15 protein-coding genes and 1 riboswitch are annotated in these 18,543 nt (G+C 65.3%); of the genes, 11 read left to right on the forward strand and 4 right to left on the reverse strand.

Annotated features, from left to right (window positions below; all coding sequences use genetic code 11):
* Positions 1–5: 5 nt before the first annotated feature.
* Positions 6–968 (forward strand): sulfate adenylyltransferase subunit CysD, encoded by a 963-nt coding sequence (gene cysD, locus ASG57_RS30430; RefSeq protein WP_057198822.1) that lies wholly within the window; start codon positions 6–8, stop codon positions 966–968.
* Complete coding sequence (cysN, locus tag ASG57_RS30435; RefSeq protein WP_057198748.1) at positions 968–2,863, forward strand: sulfate adenylyltransferase subunit CysN; 1,896 nt, start codon at positions 968–970, stop codon at positions 2,861–2,863. The genes cysD and cysN overlap by 1 nt, the downstream gene beginning before the upstream one ends.
* A gap of 47 nt (positions 2,864–2,910) precedes the next feature.
* On the opposite strand, the gene ASG57_RS30440 is transcribed toward cysN, so the two are convergent.
* Positions 2,911–3,114: a DUF1674 domain-containing protein gene (locus ASG57_RS30440; protein ID WP_024338741.1), complete on the reverse strand. Its 204-nt coding sequence runs from the start codon at positions 3,112–3,114 to the stop codon at positions 2,911–2,913.
* Between the two features lie 189 nt (positions 3,115–3,303).
* On the opposite strand from ASG57_RS30440, the gene ASG57_RS30445 reads away from it, so the two are divergent.
* From ASG57_RS30445 to purH, 3 genes are all read left to right on the forward strand, one after another.
* A complete protein-coding gene (locus ASG57_RS30445) occupies positions 3,304–4,650 on the forward strand; it encodes an RsmB/NOP family class I SAM-dependent RNA methyltransferase (RefSeq protein ID WP_024338740.1) in 1,347 nt (448 codons plus the stop codon).
* 156 nt (positions 4,651–4,806) lie between these two features.
* A complete protein-coding gene (locus ASG57_RS30450; RefSeq protein ID WP_024338739.1) occupies positions 4,807–6,525 on the forward strand; it encodes a heparinase II/III family protein in 1,719 nt (572 codons plus the stop codon).
* 56 nt (positions 6,526–6,581) lie between these two features.
* Positions 6,582–6,663: riboswitch (ZMP/ZTP riboswitch) on the forward strand.
* Positions 6,664–6,687: 24 nt separating this feature from the next.
* Positions 6,688–8,280 (forward strand): bifunctional phosphoribosylaminoimidazolecarboxamide formyltransferase/IMP cyclohydrolase, encoded by a 1,593-nt coding sequence (purH, locus tag ASG57_RS30455; protein WP_057198749.1) that lies wholly within the window; start codon positions 6,688–6,690, stop codon positions 8,278–8,280.
* Between the two features lie 134 nt (positions 8,281–8,414).
* On the opposite strand, the gene ASG57_RS30460 is transcribed toward purH, so the two are convergent.
* Positions 8,415–9,773 (reverse strand): MFS transporter, encoded by a 1,359-nt coding sequence (locus ASG57_RS30460; RefSeq protein WP_028145865.1) that lies wholly within the window; start codon positions 9,771–9,773, stop codon positions 8,415–8,417.
* A 129-nt stretch (positions 9,774–9,902) separates the two neighbouring features.
* On the opposite strand from ASG57_RS30460, the gene ggt reads away from it, so the two are divergent.
* Both ggt and ASG57_RS30470 read left to right on the forward strand, forming a co-directional pair.
* A complete protein-coding gene (gene ggt / locus ASG57_RS30465) occupies positions 9,903–11,651 on the forward strand; it encodes a gamma-glutamyltransferase (RefSeq protein WP_057198750.1) in 1,749 nt (582 codons plus the stop codon).
* Between the two features lie 97 nt (positions 11,652–11,748).
* Positions 11,749–13,044 (forward strand): MFS transporter, encoded by a 1,296-nt coding sequence (locus ASG57_RS30470; RefSeq protein WP_057198751.1) that lies wholly within the window; start codon positions 11,749–11,751, stop codon positions 13,042–13,044.
* Between the two features lie 118 nt (positions 13,045–13,162).
* On the opposite strand, the gene ASG57_RS30475 is transcribed toward ASG57_RS30470, so the two are convergent.
* Positions 13,163–13,828, reverse strand: coding sequence for a glutathione S-transferase family protein (locus tag ASG57_RS30475; RefSeq protein ID WP_024338734.1), 666 nt, complete (start codon positions 13,826–13,828; stop codon positions 13,163–13,165).
* A 166-nt stretch (positions 13,829–13,994) separates the two neighbouring features.
* Here ASG57_RS30475 and ASG57_RS30480 point away from each other — a divergent pair, with 166 nt between their 5' ends.
* The 4 genes from ASG57_RS30480 to panE all read left to right on the forward strand — a co-directional run bounded on the left by ASG57_RS30480 (position 13,995) and on the right by panE (position 17,730).
* Complete coding sequence (locus ASG57_RS30480; protein ID WP_057198752.1) at positions 13,995–14,573, forward strand: DUF2239 family protein; 579 nt, start codon at positions 13,995–13,997, stop codon at positions 14,571–14,573.
* Positions 14,574–14,660: 87 nt separating this feature from the next.
* The gene (locus tag ASG57_RS30485; protein ID WP_200948592.1) at positions 14,661–16,010 is read left to right on the forward strand and encodes an MATE family efflux transporter; all 1,350 of its coding nucleotides are present in this window, start codon (positions 14,661–14,663) and stop codon (positions 16,008–16,010) included.
* Between the two features lie 89 nt (positions 16,011–16,099).
* Positions 16,100–16,708, forward strand: coding sequence for a 2-hydroxychromene-2-carboxylate isomerase (locus ASG57_RS30490; protein WP_024338731.1), 609 nt, complete (start codon positions 16,100–16,102; stop codon positions 16,706–16,708).
* A 98-nt stretch (positions 16,709–16,806) separates the two neighbouring features.
* Entirely contained in the window at positions 16,807–17,730 is a 924-nt protein-coding gene (gene panE / locus ASG57_RS30495) for a 2-dehydropantoate 2-reductase (protein ID WP_024338730.1), read from the forward strand.
* Between the two features lie 78 nt (positions 17,731–17,808).
* Here the strand turns inward: panE and ASG57_RS30500 are convergent, their stop codons facing one another.
* A complete protein-coding gene (locus ASG57_RS30500; RefSeq protein ID WP_024338729.1) occupies positions 17,809–18,402 on the reverse strand; it encodes a c-type cytochrome in 594 nt (197 codons plus the stop codon).
* Positions 18,403–18,543: the final 141 nt, after the last annotated feature.

Below are 18,543 nucleotides of genomic sequence, written 5' to 3' on the forward strand. Positions count from 1 at the left end.
TCAGCATGCTGGACATTCCCAGGACCGCCGAATCCGCCCTCCCTGGACGCGCCGGCGGCAAACAGCTTCACGCCGCCAGCCATCTTCGACGCCTGGAGGCTGAAAGCATCCACATCCTGCGGGAGACGGCAGCCGAGTTCCGCAAACCCGTCATGCTGTATTCCGTCGGGAAAGACTCTTCGGTGCTGCTGCATCTGGCGATGAAGGCGTTTCATCCTGGAAAGCCGCCGTTTCCGCTGCTGCACGTCGATACCACCTGGAAGTTTCGCGAGATGATCGCGTTTCGCGACCGCCGCGCACGCGAACTCGGCCTCGACCTCATCATCCACACCAACAACGACGGATTGAGCCAGGGCATCGACCCCTTCACCCACGGCTCGGCCCGCTACACCGACGTGATGAAGACGCAGGCTCTGCGACAGGCGCTGGACCTCCACGGCTTCGACGCGGCGATCGGAGGGGCGCGGCGCGACGAGGAGAAGTCGCGCGCCAAGGAGCGCGTGTTCTCGCACCGGAGCGCGGCACATCGCTGGGATCCGAAGAACCAGCGTCCGGAGCTCTGGGGCCTGTACAACACCGTGCTCGCGCCCGGCGAGAGCATGCGGGTGTTTCCGCTATCGAACTGGACCGAGCTCGACGTCTGGGACTACATCCTGCTCGAGGACATCCCGATCGTTCCGCTCTATCTCGCCGATTCGCGGCCCGTAGTCGAGCGCGACGGCGCGCTGATCATGGTGGACGATGCCCGGATGCCGATGCGGCCCGGCGAAGAACCGCAATGGCGATCCGTCAGGTTCCGCACCCTGGGTTGCTATCCTCTCACCGGCGCGACGAGTTCGACGGCGGCAACCCTGCCAGAGATCGTGCGGGAAATGATGGCGTCGCGCAGCTCCGAACGACAGGGGCGCGTGATCGACCGGGACAGTCCTGCATCGATGGAGCGCAAGAAGGCGGAAGGCTATTTCTGATGTCCTATCACGAGGCACCGACGATCGCTGTGACCGATGCGCCGCGGCTCGGGCAGGACGATCGGCCGACGCTGCGCTTCGTCACCTGCGGCAGTGTCGACGACGGCAAGAGCACGCTGGTCGGTCGCCTGCTCTACGATTCGAAGACGCTGCTCGAGGACCAGCTCGACGCGCTCGCCTCCGAGAGCAAGACCGCCGGCACCACCGGGGGCGATCTCGATTTCGCGCTGCTGGTCGACGGATTGCAGGCCGAGCGCGAGCAGGGCATCACCATCGACGTCGCGTACCGGTTCTTCGCCACGCGGCTACGCCGCTTCATCGTCGCTGATACGCCGGGGCATGCGCAATACACGCGCAACATGGCGACCGGCGCCTCTAACGCCGATCTAGCCGTGGTGCTGGTCGACGCGCGCAGGGGCGTGATCACGCAGACGCGGCGCCATAGCCACATCCTGTCGCTACTGGGCATCCGTCGCGTCGTGCTCGCCGTGAACAAGATGGACCTGATCGGATTCGACGGCGACCGCTTCTCGGCCATCGCCGCCGAATACCTGACGCTCGCCGGGCAGCTCGGGATCTCCGAGGTCCAGTGCATCCCGGTCGTGGCACCCGATGGCGACAACATCGTTGCCGCGAGCGCGCGGATGCCCTGGTACACGGGGCCGACCGTTACCGCCTATCTGGAAGCCGTGGACGTGGCCGGCGACGTCTCGCAGCGGCCGTTCCGGTTGCCGGTGCAATGGGTCAACCGGCCGAACGCTGAGTTTCGCGGCTTCTGCGGACGCATCGCGAGCGGAACGATCGCAGTCGGAGACGCGGTACGCGCGCAGCCATCGGGACACCAGACCCACGTCGCACGCATTCTAACGCCCGCCGGCGAATGCAATTGCGCAGGGGCAGGCGAATCCATCACGCTTACGCTGGTCGACGAGATCGACGTCAGCCGCGGCGACGTGCTGACCGGCGGATCTGCCGCGCCGGTCTCGGATCAGCTCGCGGCGCATCTCGTCTGGTTCGACGAGGAACCCATGGTGGCGGGCCGGCGCTATTCGCTAAAATGCGGCACCGCCTCGACCGGCGCCGTGATCACGACGCTGAAGCACCGGATCGCCATCGACACCATGGCGAAGGAAGGCGCCACCAGGCTCGATGTCAACGAGATAGGCTACGTTCATATCGATCTCGATCGTCCCCTGGTGTTCGAGTCCTATCGCGATGACCGTGACATCGGCAGCTTCATTCTGATCGATCCTATCAGCCATCGCACGGCCGCGGCAGGAATGATCGACGTTTCGCTTCGCCGCGCCACCAACATTCATTGGCAGCAGCGTGCCGTCGACAAATCGGTGAGGGCGCGGCTGAAGCAGCAACGGCCCTGCGTGCTGTGGTTCACGGGGCTGAGCGGTGCCGGCAAATCGACGATCGCCGATCTCGTCGACCGACGGCTTGCCGAGCTCGGACGCCATGCAGCACTGCTCGACGGCGACAATCTCCGCCACGGCATCAACCGCGACCTCGGTTTTTCGAACGCAGAAAGGATTGAAAACGTCCGGCGCGTGGCCGAGATCGCGGCGCTGTTCGTCGATGCCGGCTTGATCGCGCTGGTCGCGCTGATCTCGCCGTTCCGCAGCGAGCGAGAGCTGGCACGCCAGCGGCTCGAGGCCGGGGAGTTCATCGAGATCCATGTCGCGACTCCGCTTGCCGAATGCGAGCGCCGCGATCCGAAAGGACTTTATCGCAAGGCACGAGCGGGCGACTTGCCGGCATTCACCGGCATCGCGCAGCCCTACGAGGCGCCGCCGGCACCGGAGATCACCATCGATACGTCGGAACTGTCGAGCGAGGCGGCGTGCGAGCGCATCATCAGCTACCTGCGAGAGCACAATTACCTGTAGCGACCGGAACGAGCCTGCCAACGCTGCCCTGCCTCTTCGGCAGATGTTCAGAAGTCGGAAGCGATGCCCTTGCGCTCCCAGTCGCCATAGCGTGTGGGCTCGGGCCCTTTCGGCCCCTGCAACTCCTTTGCCCTGGCCTCATCCTTGGCCAGCGCAGCCGCAGCCTGCCGACGAGCCTCGGCTTCCGCCAGCGCGCGCTGGGCGGCTGGGGATAGTGGCTTGCGATCGGGAACGGGAGGCTGGTCACTCATCGCCCAGCTTTCTAGCGCAGGATCAGGTGCAATGCGATCCCCAATAACGCATTCCTGAAATCGGGCCCAAGGGCTGAAAAAACCCGCAAGCGATTCTTACATTTGGCATATTCGCGTGTCAGAGATCGGGCTCTCCAGGCATGCGCCCATTGCGGCGGAACTGCCGCTCGCTCAGAACCTTGCTTCCGCATGCCATCTCAACGTTTCGCTCCTCCATCCGAAGTGCCTGGTCTTGCGGCACGGCGGATCGCCGCCGACATCGTCGACGGCGTGCTGCACAAGCACCGTACGCTCGACGATCAGCTCGACGGCAGCGGCGCCCATCCCGGATTGAAGACGCTGCCCGATCGCGATCGCGCGCTGATGCGCCGCCTCGTTGCGACTGTGCTGCGCCGGCTCGGCACGCTCGGCCATGTGCTGTCACGCCTGCTCGACAAGGGCATTCCCTCCGATGCGCCGCGCGCGCAGAGCGCGCTTCTGATCGGCGCCGCGCAGATCCTCTGGATGGACGTGCCGGACCACGCCGCGGTCGATCTCTCCGTTCGCCTCGTGCAGTCCGACCGCCGCGCCGCGCGCTATGCCGGCCTCGTCAACGCCGTGCTGCGCCGCTGCGCGCGCGAGGGCAAGGCGCTGATCGATGAAGTCGCGACGCAATCGCAGGACCTGCCGCCGTGGCTGCTCGCGCGCTGGAGCGCGCATTACGGCGAGACGACCGCGCGAGAGATGGCACTCGCGCTCGGCCACGAGCCCTCGCTCGATCTGACGATGAAGTCCGACCCCGCACAATGGGCGAGCCGCCTGCATGGCGAGACACTGCCGACGGGAACCGTGCGCATGCTGCTGCACGGGTCGGTGACCATGCTGCCTGGCTTCGCCGAAGGACAATGGTGGGTGCAGGACGCCGCCGCCTCGCTGCCGGCCCGGCTGTTCGGCGACGTGAAAGGCAAGTCCATTGCCGATCTCTGCGCAGCGCCGGGCGGCAAGACCGCGCAGCTGGCACATGCCGGCGCGCATGTCACGGCCGTCGACCGCTCGCCGGCGCGAGTGGCACGCTTGCGCGAGAACCTTGCGCGACTGTCGCTCCAGGCCGAGACTGTCGTCGCTGACGCCGTGGAATGGGCCGGGCCGGCCGAGGCCTTCGACGGCATTCTGATCGATGCGCCCTGCACCTCGACCGGTACGATCCGCCGTCATCCCGACGTGGCATGGCTGCGGCAGGAATCCGATATCGCCGCCCTGGCCGCGCTCCAGCAGCGGCTGCTCAGAAAATCGTTGTCGCTGCTCAAGCCCGGCGGGACGCTGGTCTATTGCACCTGCTCGTTGGAGCCCGAGGAGGGCGAGCAGGCCGTGGCGGCTCTGCTCGCCGCGGAGCCCGCGCTTCGGCGCGTCCCGATTGAGGCGTCGGAGGTTGCGGGCCTCGACGAAATCCTCAGCCGGGACGGCGATCTTCGCACCCTGCCCTGCCATCTGCCGAACGCCGATCCCAAGCTCGGCGGCCTCGACGGATTTTTCGCGGCCCGGCTCGTTAAATCCTGATTTTGCACTGGATTTTGCGACCACGACCCTGATTCGCGCCAATCAAGGTGGTGTCGGGCGTCCGATTTTGGGATTAATAAGGATTCGTTGCTGATCCTCTCCCCATCAAGGCAAGGCGTGTCGGTCGCTCAACGCAGACATATCTCGGCGCTGGTCATGAACCGCTTCGCGCGGAACGTGCTCGCGCGCGCGAGCGGCGGTTCCGTTGCGGTGTCGCGAGTCTGGCCGGGCCGCACCGATCGCCTCATCATCGCGCCACACGATCTACGCACCGCGGACGCGACCCGGGCCGCCGAAATCTACGCCGGCCGCTTCGTTTTCGCCGGCAAGATCGTCAATTGCCACGGCCGTTCGATCTTCGATCTCGAGCCCCCATCGGAGGATTGGGAGGTTGCGCTGCTCGGCTTCGGCTGGTTGCGCCATCTTCGCGCCGCCGACACGGCGCTGACGCGGGCGAATGCGCGCGCGTTGATCGAGGACTGGATCGCCAACCCCGCCAACAAGCGCCGTCCCGTCGCGCGCCGTGCCGACGTGCTGGCCCGACGCGTGATCTCGCTGCTGTCGCAGGCGCCCTTGGTGCTTAGCGAGACCGACAACAAGTTCTATCGCCGCTATCTGCGTGCCCTGGCACGCGAGATCCGCTTCCTGCGCTATACCATGGTCGACATTCCGGACGGGGTGCCGAAGCTCCAGGTGCTGATCGCGCTGTGCTACGCATCCCTGTGTCTCGCCAACCAGACGCGTCACATCCGCAGCGCATCGAAGAAGCTGTCAGACGAATTGCAGCGGCAGATCCTGCCCGACGGCGGACACATTTCCCGCAACCCGGGCGCGCTGATCGAACTCTTGATCGACCTGCTGCCGCTGCGGCAGACCTTTGCCGCGCGCAACATCGCGCCGCCGCCGGCGCTGCTCAATGCGATCGACCGCATGATGCCGATGCTGCGGTTCTTTCGGCACGGCGATGGCAATTTCGCGCTGTTCAACGGCATGAGCGCGACATCTTCGGATCTGCTCGCCACGCTGCTCGCCTATGACGACACCCACGGCGTGCCGATGGCGAACATGCCGCATACCGGCTTCCAGCGCCTCGACGCCGGCCAGACCACGGTGATCATCGACACTGGGCCGCCGCCGCCCGCGGGCGTCAGCCACGACGCCCATGCCGGCTGCCTCTCATTTGAACTGTCTTCCGGCACCAGCCGGATCGTCACCAATTGCGGCATGCCGACCACGGGCCGCGACAATTGGCGGCCTTTCGCACGCAGCACGGCGGCGCATTCGACGCTGACCTACCACGACACCTCATCATGTCAGTTCGTGGAGATGTCGGCGATGAAGCGGCTGCTCCACGGCGCGCCCGTCACCAGCGGCCCGGTCGAGGTGGAGAGCTATCGCGAGGTCGTGCAGAACGGCACGCTGCTCACGACCTCACACGACGGCTATCTCGCCAGGTTCGGAGCGATCCATCGCCGCGTGCTGATGATCGCCGATGACGGCGCGCGCATCGACGGCGAGGACACGCTGTCGCCGCCGCAGGGCGGACGCTTCAAGGGCGCGGACGCCGATTTCGCGCTGCGCTTCCATCTGCATCCGGCGGTCAAGGCGAGCCGGTTGTCGGACGCGCGCGGCGTCATGCTGGTGCTGCCGAACCGCGACGTCTGGACCTTCGAAGCATTGGACGACAAGGTCGATCTTGAGGACAGCGTATTCCTGGCCGGCAACGATGGGCCGCGGCGGACCGCCCAGATCGTGATCCGTCAGAATGCCCGCCAGGCCCCCTCGATCCGCTGGAGTTTTGTCCGTTCCACCGCCTCGCCGGCCGTGACCAATGCCCGCCGCAACGCTCGCCGCGAGCCGGAACTTCCGCTGTAACGCGAGAATTCTGCGCATCTCGTCGTTGTGAAAACGGGCGAAAGCTGCTAACGAACGCGCGCTCGCGCGACTGGCGACCTTGGATGGAGCACCATCGGGAAGCGCGGGACATAGAAGCCGCGCGCCTGGGCATAGACACTCGCTCAACAGAGGATCTTGCTCATGACTGACCATCCCCGCCGCGTCACCCGCGCCCTGCTCTCCGTTTCCGACAAGACCGGCCTGATCGAGTTCGCCAAGGCGCTTGCCGCGCAAGGTGTCGAGCTGGTCTCGACCGGCGGCACTGCAAAAGCGATTGCCGCGGCCGGCCTCAAGGTGAAGGACGTCTCCGACCTCACCGGCTTTCCCGAGATGATGGACGGCCGCGTCAAGACGCTGCATCCCAAGGTCCACGGCGGCCTGCTCGCCATCCGCGACAACAAGGAGCATGCGGAGGCGATGAAGGCGCACGGCATCGCGCCGATCGACCTTCTGGTCGTCAATCTCTATCCGTTCGAAGCGACGGTCGAGAAGGGCGCCGGCTTCGAAGATTGCATCGAGAACATCGACATCGGCGGTCCCGCGATGATCCGCGCGGCCGCCAAGAACCATGACGACGTTGCCGTGGTGGTCGAAGCGCAGGACTATCAGTCCGTGCTCGACGAGCTCGCCGCCAACAAGGGCGCGACCACGCTGAAACTGCGCCGGCGCCTTGCCGCGAAGGCCTATGCCCGCACCGCGGCGTATGATGCCGCAATCTCGAACTGGTTCAGCCGCCAGCTCGAGATCGACGCACCCGACTTCCGCGCCTTCGGCGGCCGGCTGATCCAGTCGTTGCGCTATGGCGAGAACCCGCACCAGACCGCGGCGTTCTACACGACGCCCGACAAGCGTCCGGGCGTCTCCACAGCACGGCAGGTCCAGGGCAAGGAGCTTTCCTACAACAACATCAACGACACGGATGCGGCCTATGAATGCATCGGCGAGTTCGACGCCAAGCGCACCGCGGCCTGCGTCATCGTCAAGCATGCCAACCCCTGCGGCGTCGCCGAAGGATCGAACCTCGTCGAGGCCTATCGCCGGGCGCTGGCCTGCGATTCCACATCCGCGTTCGGCGGCATCATCGCGATGAACCGTCCGCTCGACGCCGACACCGCGCGCGAGATCACCAAGATCTTCACCGAAGTCATCATCGCGCCCGATGCCAGCGAGGAGGCGATCGCCATCATCGGCGGCAAGAAGAACCTCCGCCTGTTGCTCGCCGGCAGCCTGCCCGATCCGCGTGCGCCGGGCCTCACCGCCAAGACGGTGGCTGGCGGTCTCCTCGTGCAGAGCCGCGACAACGCCGTGGTCGACGACATGACCTTCAAGGTCGTGACGAAGCGTGCGCCGACGGAGGCCGAGATGCGCGACCTGAAATTCGCATTCCGGGTGGCCAAGCACGTCAAATCCAATACCATCATCTATGCCAAGGATCTCGCCACCGTCGGCATCGGCGCGGGCCAGATGAGCCGGGTGGATTCGGCGCGGATCGCCGCGCGCAAGGCGCAGGATGCGGCCAACAAGCTGAAGCTCGCCGAGCCGCTCACCAAGGGATCGGTCGTGGCCTCGGACGCATTCTTCCCGTTCGCCGACGGCATGCTCGCCTGCATCGAAGCCGGCGCCACCGCCGTGGTGCAGCCCGGCGGCTCGATGCGCGACGACGAGGTGATCAAGGCCGCCGACGAGCACGGCATCGCCATGGTGTTCACGGGTACGCGGCACTTCAGGCATTGAGCTAGGACGAACTCACCGACTTCGTCATTGAGCGCGCAGCGAAGCAATCCGGAATTTTCCCGCAGAGGAAGTCTGGATTGCTTCGTCGCTGCGCTCCTCGCAATGACGTGGAGAGAGTTGATAGCGACCCGCAGCTACTTCCGCACCCGCATCAGCAGCCCCAGTCCCGCAACGAAGAACACCACCAGCACGGCCATGCCGGCCTTCTGGCTGGCGGTCACCGCCGTGATCGTGCCGATCAACAGCGGGCCGATGAAGGACGTCACCTTCCCGGTCAGCGCGAACAGGCCGAAATACTGCGCGATGCGATCCTTCGGTGCGAGGTGGATCAGCAGCGTGCGCGAGGCAGCCTGGAGCGGGCCGCCGGCCGCACCGATGAGGCAGCCCAGCAAGAGATAGGCGCGCTCGGCCGCGCTCGAGAACAGAGGAGCGCCTGCTTGCGGCGGCGCGACCTTGACGAACAGGACACTTTCCTTGTCGACCAGAAGGATCGCGGCCACCGCCAGCAGCAGGACGAGCAGACTGCCGGCAATGACGCGCTTCGGCCCGAGACGATCATCCAACTTGCCGCCGAGCCATGCGCCGAACGCGCCGGCGATCGCGAGCATGATGCCGAAGGTGCCGATCTGGATCGTGTGCCATCCGAACGTACCCGCGGCATAGATGCCCCCGAACGCGAACAGCGACACCAGACCATCGGTGTAGATCATGTTGGCGAGCAGGAACGCTGCGAGCGACTTCTGCTTCGGCAGCCGCTTGATCGATTGCTTCAGCTCGGACAGACCTTCGCGCAGCGCTTCGCCCAGCGGTCGTTTCGCCGGATAATCCGGCGTGAACAGGAACATCGGCGTGACGAAGATGATGAACCACAGGCCGGTCAACGGCCCGGCGGCACGGTCACCCTGGCGCATGACGGGATCGAGCCCGAACAATGGCGAGAGTCCGAGCAGCGTGCGACCGGTCTCGGGATTGGCCGCGAAAAGGCCGAGCACGATGATCAGACTGACGATGCCACCGATGTAGCCCGTGGCCCAGCCGGTGCCGGAGAGCCGGCCCATCCGTTCCGGAGGCACCAGGGTCGGCATCATCGCATTGTTGAAGACCGTGGCGAACTCCGCTCCGACGCTGGCGAGCGCGACCGCGGTGAGCAGCAACGGAATGATGGCGTGATCGCCGGGTCTGCCGATCCATAGCGTGCAGGACGCCACCACCAATACCGCGCCGAAACCTGCGATCCATGGCTTCCTGCGGCCAGATGCATCCGCGATAGCCCCGAGCACCGGCGACAGCAGCGCGATCGAAAGGCCTGCCGCGGCCATTGCAAAGGCCCACAGCGATTGGCCGGTGGCCGGATTTGGCGCGACGCTGGTGGCGAAATAGGGAGCGAACACGAAGGTCGTGATCAGCGTGAAATAGGGCTGCGCCGCCCAATCGAAGAAGATCCAGCTGACGACGGCGGCACGCGGCGGATAGGTCGGCGCTGCGCCGGCCATGCGCACGTCGGGAACGATCGTCGTGGTCACGCAATCCTCATCACGAACAGTTTTGCCTCTGTTGGAGCAAACCGTATAGCATTGCAGCGAGGCGTGTGAACTGGCCCGAGGCCGCGGCGGAAGTTTGATATGTCATCGTATTCGACACGGCGGACATTTTTCGCCTTCATTGCCACTCTGGCGTTTGGTTTCGCTCCCGCGGCCGCACAGGATGCGCGGCAGGGCTATGTCCCGCCCGCGCGCGACATGGTGCGCGCCGTCGCCGCCGAGCACGGCATGGTGGTGGCGCAGGAGAAGCTGTCCGCGCAGATCGGCGCCGACATCCTGCGGCGCGGCGGCAATGCGGTCGACGCTGCGGTCGCGACCGGCTTTGCCATGGCGGTGACCTACCCGCGCGCGGGCAATATCGGCGGCGGCGGCTTCATGGTGATCCATTCCGCCGATCGCAACGAGGACATCACGATCGACTATCGCGAGACGGCGCCGGCCGCCGCCACGCCGCAGATCTTCCTCGGCGCTGACGGCACACCCGATGCTGCAAAATCACGCGATTCCGCGCTCGGCATCGGCATACCCGGCACGGTCGCGGGCCTCGCGCTGGCACTGGACAAGTACGGCTCGGGCCGGTTCACGCTGGCACAATTGCTCGCGCCCGCCATCGCGCTCGCCCGCGACGGCATCATCGTCAACGACGACATCGCCGATACGCTGCCGAGCTGGCACCGGCGGCTGGCGCGCTGGCCTTCCTCGGCCAGGATCTTCTCGCGGCCGGACGGCACGCCGCTGGGCGAAGGCGACCGACTGGTGCAAGCCGATCTCGCCGAAACACTGTCGGCCGTCGCCGCACAGGGACCACGCGGCTTCTACGAGGGACCAGTCGCGGAGAAACTCGCCAAGGCGGTGACTGACGCCGGCGGCATCATGACGCCGGCCGACCTCAAGGCCTATCAGCCGGTGATCCGCGCACCGGTGCGCGGCAGCTATCGGGGCTATGACATCGTCTCGATGCAGCTGCCGTCGTCCGGCGGCGTGGTGCTCGTCGAGACGCTCAATATCCTCGAAGGCTATCAGCTTGCCGATCTGAAGCAGGGATCGGCGGCATCCCTGCATCTCTTGATCGAGGCCATGAAGCGTGCCTATGCCGACCGCGCGCGCTATCTCGGCGATCCCGCCTTCGTCAACGCACCGATCGAGACGCTGATCGCGAAAGATTATGCGTCCAAGCTGCGCGCAGGCATCTCTTCCGAACGCGCCACGCCGTCGAAGGAACTCGTGTCCGCTTCTGCTGGGCCGCGCGAGGGCAGCAACACCACACATTTCTCCGTCGTCGATGCCCGCGGCAACGCCGTCAGCAACACCTACACGCTGAACTTCAGCTACGGCGTCGGCCTCGTCGCCGATGGCACCGGCGTACTGCTCAACAACGAACTCGACGATTTCACCGCGGCAGTCGGCGCCTCCAATGCCTATGGCCTCATCGGCTTCGAGGCCAACCTGCCAGGGCCGGGAAAACGGCCGCTCTCCTCGATGTCTCCGACGATCGTGCTGAAGGAGGGCAAGCCGGTGCTGGTGACGGGCTCGCCCGGCGGCAGCCGCATCATCTCGACCGTGCTCCAGGTGATCGTGAACGTCCTCGACTACAAAATGGATGTCGCGGCCGCAGTCGCAGCACCACGGCTGCATCACCAATGGCTCCCGGACGAGGTGCGCGTCGAGCGCGGGTTCCCCAGCGATGTTCTGGGCGAACTGAAGGCGATGGGTCACCACATCGTCGAACCGATGGGGCAGACATCGGCCAATTCGATTTGCGTGACAGCGGAGGGACCGCTCGGCGCGGCCGATCCGCGGACGCGCGGCGCGGAAGCGGCGGGGCAGTAGCCGCGTCATTGCATGGCACGGGAGCGCAGGCCCGCTAGCTCTCGCTGCCATGCGTGCTACCAATGCGCAGCCTTCGAGAAACTGCCGGGAAACGCACATGACCACCTCGGATCCGAACCAGCGCATCGAACGTGCTGAGATCGAGGACACCAGCCTGCTCGCCTTCTATCGCGACATGAACATGCCGGAGCGGCGGACGTTCTGGGCCTGCGCCGCGGGCTGGGCACTCGACGGCATGGACTTCATGATCTATCCGCTGGTGATCGGCACCATCATCGCCCTGTGGAAGGTCGATGCGGCCTCGGCCGGCCTTGCCGGCACGGTCACGCTGCTCGCCTCCGCCATCGGAGGCTGGCTCGGCGGTTATCTGTCCGATCATATAGGGCGGGTCAGGACGCTCCAGATCACGATCATCTGGTTCTCGTTCTTCTCGCTGATCTGCGCGTTCGTGCAGAGTTTCGACCAGCTGCTGATTGCCCGCGCCTTGCTCGGTCTCGGCTTCGGCGGCGAGTGGGCCGCCGGTGCGGTGCTGATGGGCGAGGCGATCCGGCCGCAATATCGCGGACGCGCCGTCGGCTCGGTGCAATCGGGATGGGCGGTCGGCTGGGGCCTCGCCGTGCTGTCGCAGGCGATCCTGTTCTCACTGATGCCGGCGGAGACGGCGTGGCGCTGGATGTTCGTGATCGGCGCGCTGCCGGCGCTGCTCGTGTTCTACATCCGCCGGTCGGTCACTGAGCCCCAGATCTCGGCAGAGACCCGCGCAAGACAGGCTGCGAGCGGCGATCGGCCGGCACTCTGGGAAATCTTCTCCGGCCCGATCCTCAAGACCACGATCCTGGCGTCTCTGATGGCCACGGGCTGCCAGGGCGGCTACTACGCCGTCACCTTCTGGGTACCGCAGTTCCTGACCAAGGAGCGGCATCTCTCGATCGTCGGCTCGACTGGGTATCTGGCGACGCTGATCATCGGCTCCTTTATCGGTTATCTCGTCGGTGCGTGGCTCGCCGACCGGATCGGACGACGCAATCTGTTTCTGATCTTCTCGATCGGCGCGATGGCGGTCGTGCTGCTTTATACGCAACTGCCGCTGACGAACGAGATTCTCTGGGTGCTCGGTTTCCCGCTCGGCTTCTTCGCTTCGGGCTATTTCTCAGGGATCGGCGCGTTCCTGACCGAGCTCTACCCGACACGGCTGCGTGGCTCCGGCCAGGGTTTTTGCTATAATTTCGGTCGTGGCATCGGCGCGCTGTTTCCGTTCCTGGTCGGCGCGCTATCGGCGACGACGTCGCTGGCAAATGCGATCGCGATTTTTGCGGTGGTGGCTTACGCCGTGTTCTTCATCGCCGCGTTCGCGCTGCCGGAGACGCGCGGACGCGTGCTGTACGCGGATTGATCGAGAGGCGCCGTTCCGGGGCGCTCGAACGCGAACCATGGTGCGCGACTGCGCACCTGAGAACCTCGGAATTCCGGGTTCGGTGCTCGGCACCGCCCCGAGATGACGATGGAAACAATCACCGCCCGACCTGATACGGTCCGCCCTTCTCCAGCGCGCGCTTGTAGGCTGGCCGCGCATGGATTCGCTCCAGGAATGCCATCGCCTTGGGATGGCCCTGCTCGAGCCCACCACGCGCTTGGGCTGCTTCCAGCGGAAAGCTCATCTGGATGTCGGCCGCGGTGAATTCGCTGCCGGCGAACCACTCGGCTTTGCCAAGCTCGCCTTCCCAATAGTCCATGTGCTGCTTGAGCTGCGGATTGACCAGCGCGGTCAGCGCCTGGTTGCAGACCTTGCGCACCAGCGGACGCAGCAGTGCCGGCGCGCGCTTCGGCATCAGCGTGAATAGGAGCTTGAGCAGCAGCGGCTGCATCGCGGATCCTTCCGCATAGTGCAGCCAATAGGTGTAGCGCAGCCGCTCCGGCGTGTTCGGTGGGGGGATCAGCCGGCCATTGCCGTAGGTGGCGATGATGTATTCGATAATCGCGCCCGACTCGGCAATGGTGTTGCCGTTGTCGGTGATGACAGGCGACTTGCCGAGCGGATGGATGGCGCGCAGCTCCTTCGGCGCGCGCATGTCCGGCTGGCGCTGATAGCGCACGATCTCGTAAGGAACGCCCAGCTCCTCGAGCAGCCACAGCACGCGCTGCGAGCGGGAATTGTTGAGGTGGTGAACGGTCAGCATCGTGGATCCTCAAGGCTTGGACGTGGTCGATCGGCCGCGCCGTTCGTGCCAGCCCGGGAACACATTGTCGAGCCACCGCTGCGGGTATTTTCACCCGGGTATATTGACCTCGCTAATTTACCCGGGTATTAAAGCTGGTAATACGATCAATAGGGTCATGATTCCAATGCACGGGACCTACACAGCTTTTGCCGGCCAGCGCCGGCTGGCCTCCGGTACGGCGGGCGATGTCGCGCTCGCGGTCAAGCGGGCGACACAGCCGCTGGACCAGCCGATCATCATCTTCGACGACGGCACGGGCCGGTCGATCGACTTCGACCTGCGCGGCGACGATCGTGAGGTGCTGGCGCGGCTGGCGCAGCTCATGCCGCCGGCCGAGACGGCTGAAGCACCCAGCGAGCCACGCGGCCGCGGCCGGCCGAAACTCGGCGTGGTCGCGCGGGAGGTGACGTTGCTGCCGCGGCACTGGGAGTGGCTCAACGCCCGACCCGGCGGCGCCTCGGTCGCGCTGCGCAAGCTTGTCGAAGAGGCGCGGCGCGCCAGCGGCGACAAGGATCGCGAGCGTCAGGCGCGTGATGCGGCTTATCGCTTCATGTCGGCCATGGCCGGCGATCTGCCGCAGTTCGAGGAGGCCTCGCGCGCGCTGTTCGCGGACGACCGGCGGCGCTTCACCGGACTGATAGCCGACTGGCCGGCTGATATCCGCGACCACATCGTCAAGCTCGCCTACAGCGACCGCGCTTAAGGCACCGTTCTCATAACCCCATCGACGGCCGGGCCACGCGTGCTTCGCGTCGCAACGGCTTCGCACGTCCTGATGAAAGGCCGATCCATGTCCGCCCCGAAGCCGCTCTGGACCACGTTCGTCCGCTTCCTCGCACCCCTGATGCTGAGCAACGCGCTGCAATCGCTGTTCGGCACCGTCAGCAACGTCTATCTCGGCCAGATGATCGGCGTCGACGCGCTCGCCGCGGTCTCGGCCTTCTTTCCGGTGATGTTCTTTCTCTTCGCCTTCGTCATGGGCCTCAGCACCGGCGCCACCGTGTTGATCGGCCAGGCCTTTGGCGCAGGCGAGCACGGCCGGATCAAGATCATCGCGGGCACGACGCTCGCAGTCGGCCTGCTGCTGTCGATTCCGATCGCACTGATTGGCGGGCTCTGCAGCCGTGAACTGATGATGGTGCTCGCCACGCCGCCGGACATTCTCGATCAGGCCAGCGCCTATGCGAAGGTCATGCTGCTGACCATGCCGCTCGGCTTCGTCTTCCTGCTGATGACGGCGATGATTCGCGGCGTCGGCGATGTGCTGACGCCGCTGCTGGCGCTGGCATTGTCGACTGCGATCGGCCTGATCCTGACGCCATTGCTGATCCGCGGCACGTCAGGACTGCCGGCGGCCGGAATCATCAGTCCGGCATGGGCATCGGCGATCGCCAACGCGGCGACGCTGATCGTGCTCGCGATCCATCTGCTGCGAAGGAAGCACGCGCTCGCACCGGACGCTGTCATGATGCGCCATCTTCGGCTTAACGGCGCCGTACTGCGAAACATACTCGGCATCGGGTTGCCGAGCGCCATCGGCATGATGGCCATGGCAATCGCCGAGCTGGTGCTGCTGGGGCTCGTCAACAGCTTCGGCTCGAACGCCACGGCCGCGTACGGTGCCGTCAACCAGGTGATGGGCTACACGCAGTTCACGGCGATGTCGATTTCGATCGCGGTTTCGATCCTCGGTGCGCAGGCGATTGGCGGCGGTGACAGAGCGCGCCTCGACGGCATCGTGCGCGCCGGTCTTGCGTTCAACCTCGTGCTGACCGGCGGGCTGGTGGCGCTGATCTATCTCGCGCCGCGCGCGGTGCTTGGCATCTTCATCACGGACGGCGCCGTCCTCGATCTGGCAAAAGGGCTGTTGTACATCGCCTTGTGGAGCTCGGTGCCGTTCGGCCTGGCGACCGTGTTTTCGGGTGCGATGCGTGCTGGCGGCGTCGCCTTCACGCCGATGTTGCTGTCGATCTTCGCGATCGTCGTGATCGAGCTGCCAGCCGCGGTCATCCTGAGCCGCACGATCGGCATCGACGGCGTATGGGCTGCCTATCCGATCGTGTTCTGCGCCATGTTCGTTTTGCAGATGGGCTATTACCTTCTGGTGTGGCGCAAGCGGGCGATCCGCCGTCTGATCTGACCGTCAAAGTATTATGACCATCATTAAACGGTGGACCTGTGGCACGCCCTGCGCCACAATGGACAAAAGCGACCTCAGGGAGAATGATCTTGACCCGTACCGCCCCGCAATTCCTGTTCGATTTCGGCAGTCCCAACGCCTATCTCAGTCATCTGGCGATTCCGGCGATCGAGCAGCGGATCGGGGTCAAGTTCGACTATGTGCCGATCCTGCTCGGCGGGATCTTCAAATCGACCAATAACAAGTCGCCGGCCGAGACGCTCGCCGGCATCAAGAACAAGCGCGAGTTCCATCGGGTCGAGACCGAGCGCTTCATCAAGCGCTTCCATGTCCAGCCCTATGTCTGGAATCCGCACTTCCCGGTCAACACGCTGAACCTGATGCGCACGGCGATCGCGGCCGAGCTCGAGGGCGTGTTCGAGCAATACGTCGAGGCCGCCTTCCATCACATGTGGCGCGAGCCCAAGAAGATGGACGATCCTGAGATCGCCGCGAAGGCGCTGGCGTCCTCCGGGCTCGACGCGCAAAAGCTGTTCGCCCGGGCCCAGGAACCCGACGTGAAGGGCAGACTGATCAAGAACACCGAGGAAGCGGTGGCGCGCGGCGCGTTCGGCTCGCCGACCTTCTTCGTCGGTGACGAGATGTTCTTCGGCAAGGAGCAGCTGCGCGAGGTCGAGGAGATGGTGTCGGGAAAGTGAAGCGCGCGAATGGCGCGTAGCGAATAGCGGGTGGAAATCGCGCCTGCTATTCGCTACTCCCTGTTCACCACTCGCCAGGAATGGAACGGAGCATTTCCATGCGTATCCTCGTCGTCGGCGCCGGCGCCATCGGTGGCTATTTTGGCGGCAGGCTGTTGCAGGCCGGCCGCGATGTCACCTTCCTGGTCCGACCACGGCGCGCCAACGAGCTTGCGAGCGCAGGCCTCGTCATCAAAAGCCCGAATGGCGATGTGACCCTGAAAAACCCACCGACCGTGCAGGCGGACGCGCTCAAGGACAAGTTCGACGTGGTGCTCTTGAGCTGCAAGGCGTTCGACCTCGACGACGCCATCAAGTCGTTCGCCGCGGCGGTCGGGCCGAACACCGCGATCATCCCCATGCTCAACGGCATGAGGCATCTCGATACGCTGGACGCGAGGTTCGGTTCGGAGCGCGTGCTCGGCGGCCTCTGCGCCATCGCCGCAACCTTGAACGAGAAGCGCGAGGTGGTGCAGCTGCAGCCGATGCAGTCGATCAATTACGGCGAGCGCGACGGCAAGATGTCGGACCGGGTGAAGGCGATCGACGAGGCCTTCAAGAGCGGCATCACTGGCGCCACCGCGAGCGAGAACATCATGCAGGACATGTGGGAGAAGTGGGTGTTCCTCTCCTCGCTCGCGGCATCCACCAGCCTCATGCGCGCCTCGGTCGGCGACATCCTTGCCGCTCCCGGTGGCCGGGATTTCCTGCTCGGCATGCTGGACGAGACCAGCGCGGTCGCCACCGCGTCGGGTTATCCGCCGGGTGGCCCTTTCTTCGAACGCGTGAAAGGCAACCTCACCGCCGAGGGCTCGCCGATGACGGCCTCGATGTTCCGCGACATCAAGGCAGGCCTGCCGGTCGAGGCCGACCACGTGATCGGCGATCTCATTGCGCGCGCCGATGCCGCCAAGGTGCCCGTGCCGAAGCTGCGCATCGCCTATACGCATCTGAAGGCGTATGAGAGGCAGCGGGGGAGCTGATTTCATTCTCCAATGTCGTCCGGATCGGCGCCTCGCCTGTCCGGGACAACAATGGAGTTTGCGGCAGCAGCTCAGCTGCTATTTCAGATGAGCGAGATAATGCGAGACGGCAGTGATCTCCTCGTCGCTCATGCGATAGGCCACATCGACCATCGCAGCGACGCCGTTGCCGATGCGCTGGCCGGCCTTGTAGTCGTGCAATGCCTTGACGAGATATTCCTGGCGCTGGCCGGCGAGCCGGGCGACGCCCTTGGTGCCGGCATAGCTGTCCGTGTGGCATGAGGCGCAGCGGCGACCGGCAGCCACCTGCGCGCCCTTTTTCGACAGGTCCGGATCCTTGTCCTCCGGACCTTTCGGCGGCGTGAGCTGCGAGAAGTAAGCGCCGAAATTGCGGATATCCTCGTTGGTCATCTGCTCGACGATCGGCTGCATCTGCTCGTTCTTGCGCGCACCGGCGCGGAAGAACACCAGCTGCCACTGCAGGAATTGATCGGGCTGGCCGGCGAGCGAGGGAATGTTCTCCGTCTGCGAGATGCCGTTCGCGCCGTGGCAGCCGGCGCAGGCGGAGGCTTTCTCCTTGATCGCGGCATTGTCGGCGCCGCTCGCAGAGAATGCGCCGAGCGCCAGGAGCGCAACCGCGCCCATTGCGTGCGAGAGGACTTGTCGGCGCATGAGGGAAGATTCCGATCTAGCGATGTCGTCATTCCGGGGGCGCGCCCTTGGCGCTGGCCGGGACTCCATAACCGCGGATCGCGGCTATGGGTTCCGGACTTGCGCGCAAGTGGCGCAATCCGGAACGACAATGAATCAGAC

Source organism: Bradyrhizobium sp. Leaf396 (assembly GCF_001424605.1).
GTDB classification, from domain to species: domain Bacteria; phylum Pseudomonadota; class Alphaproteobacteria; order Rhizobiales; family Xanthobacteraceae; genus Bradyrhizobium; species Bradyrhizobium japonicum_C.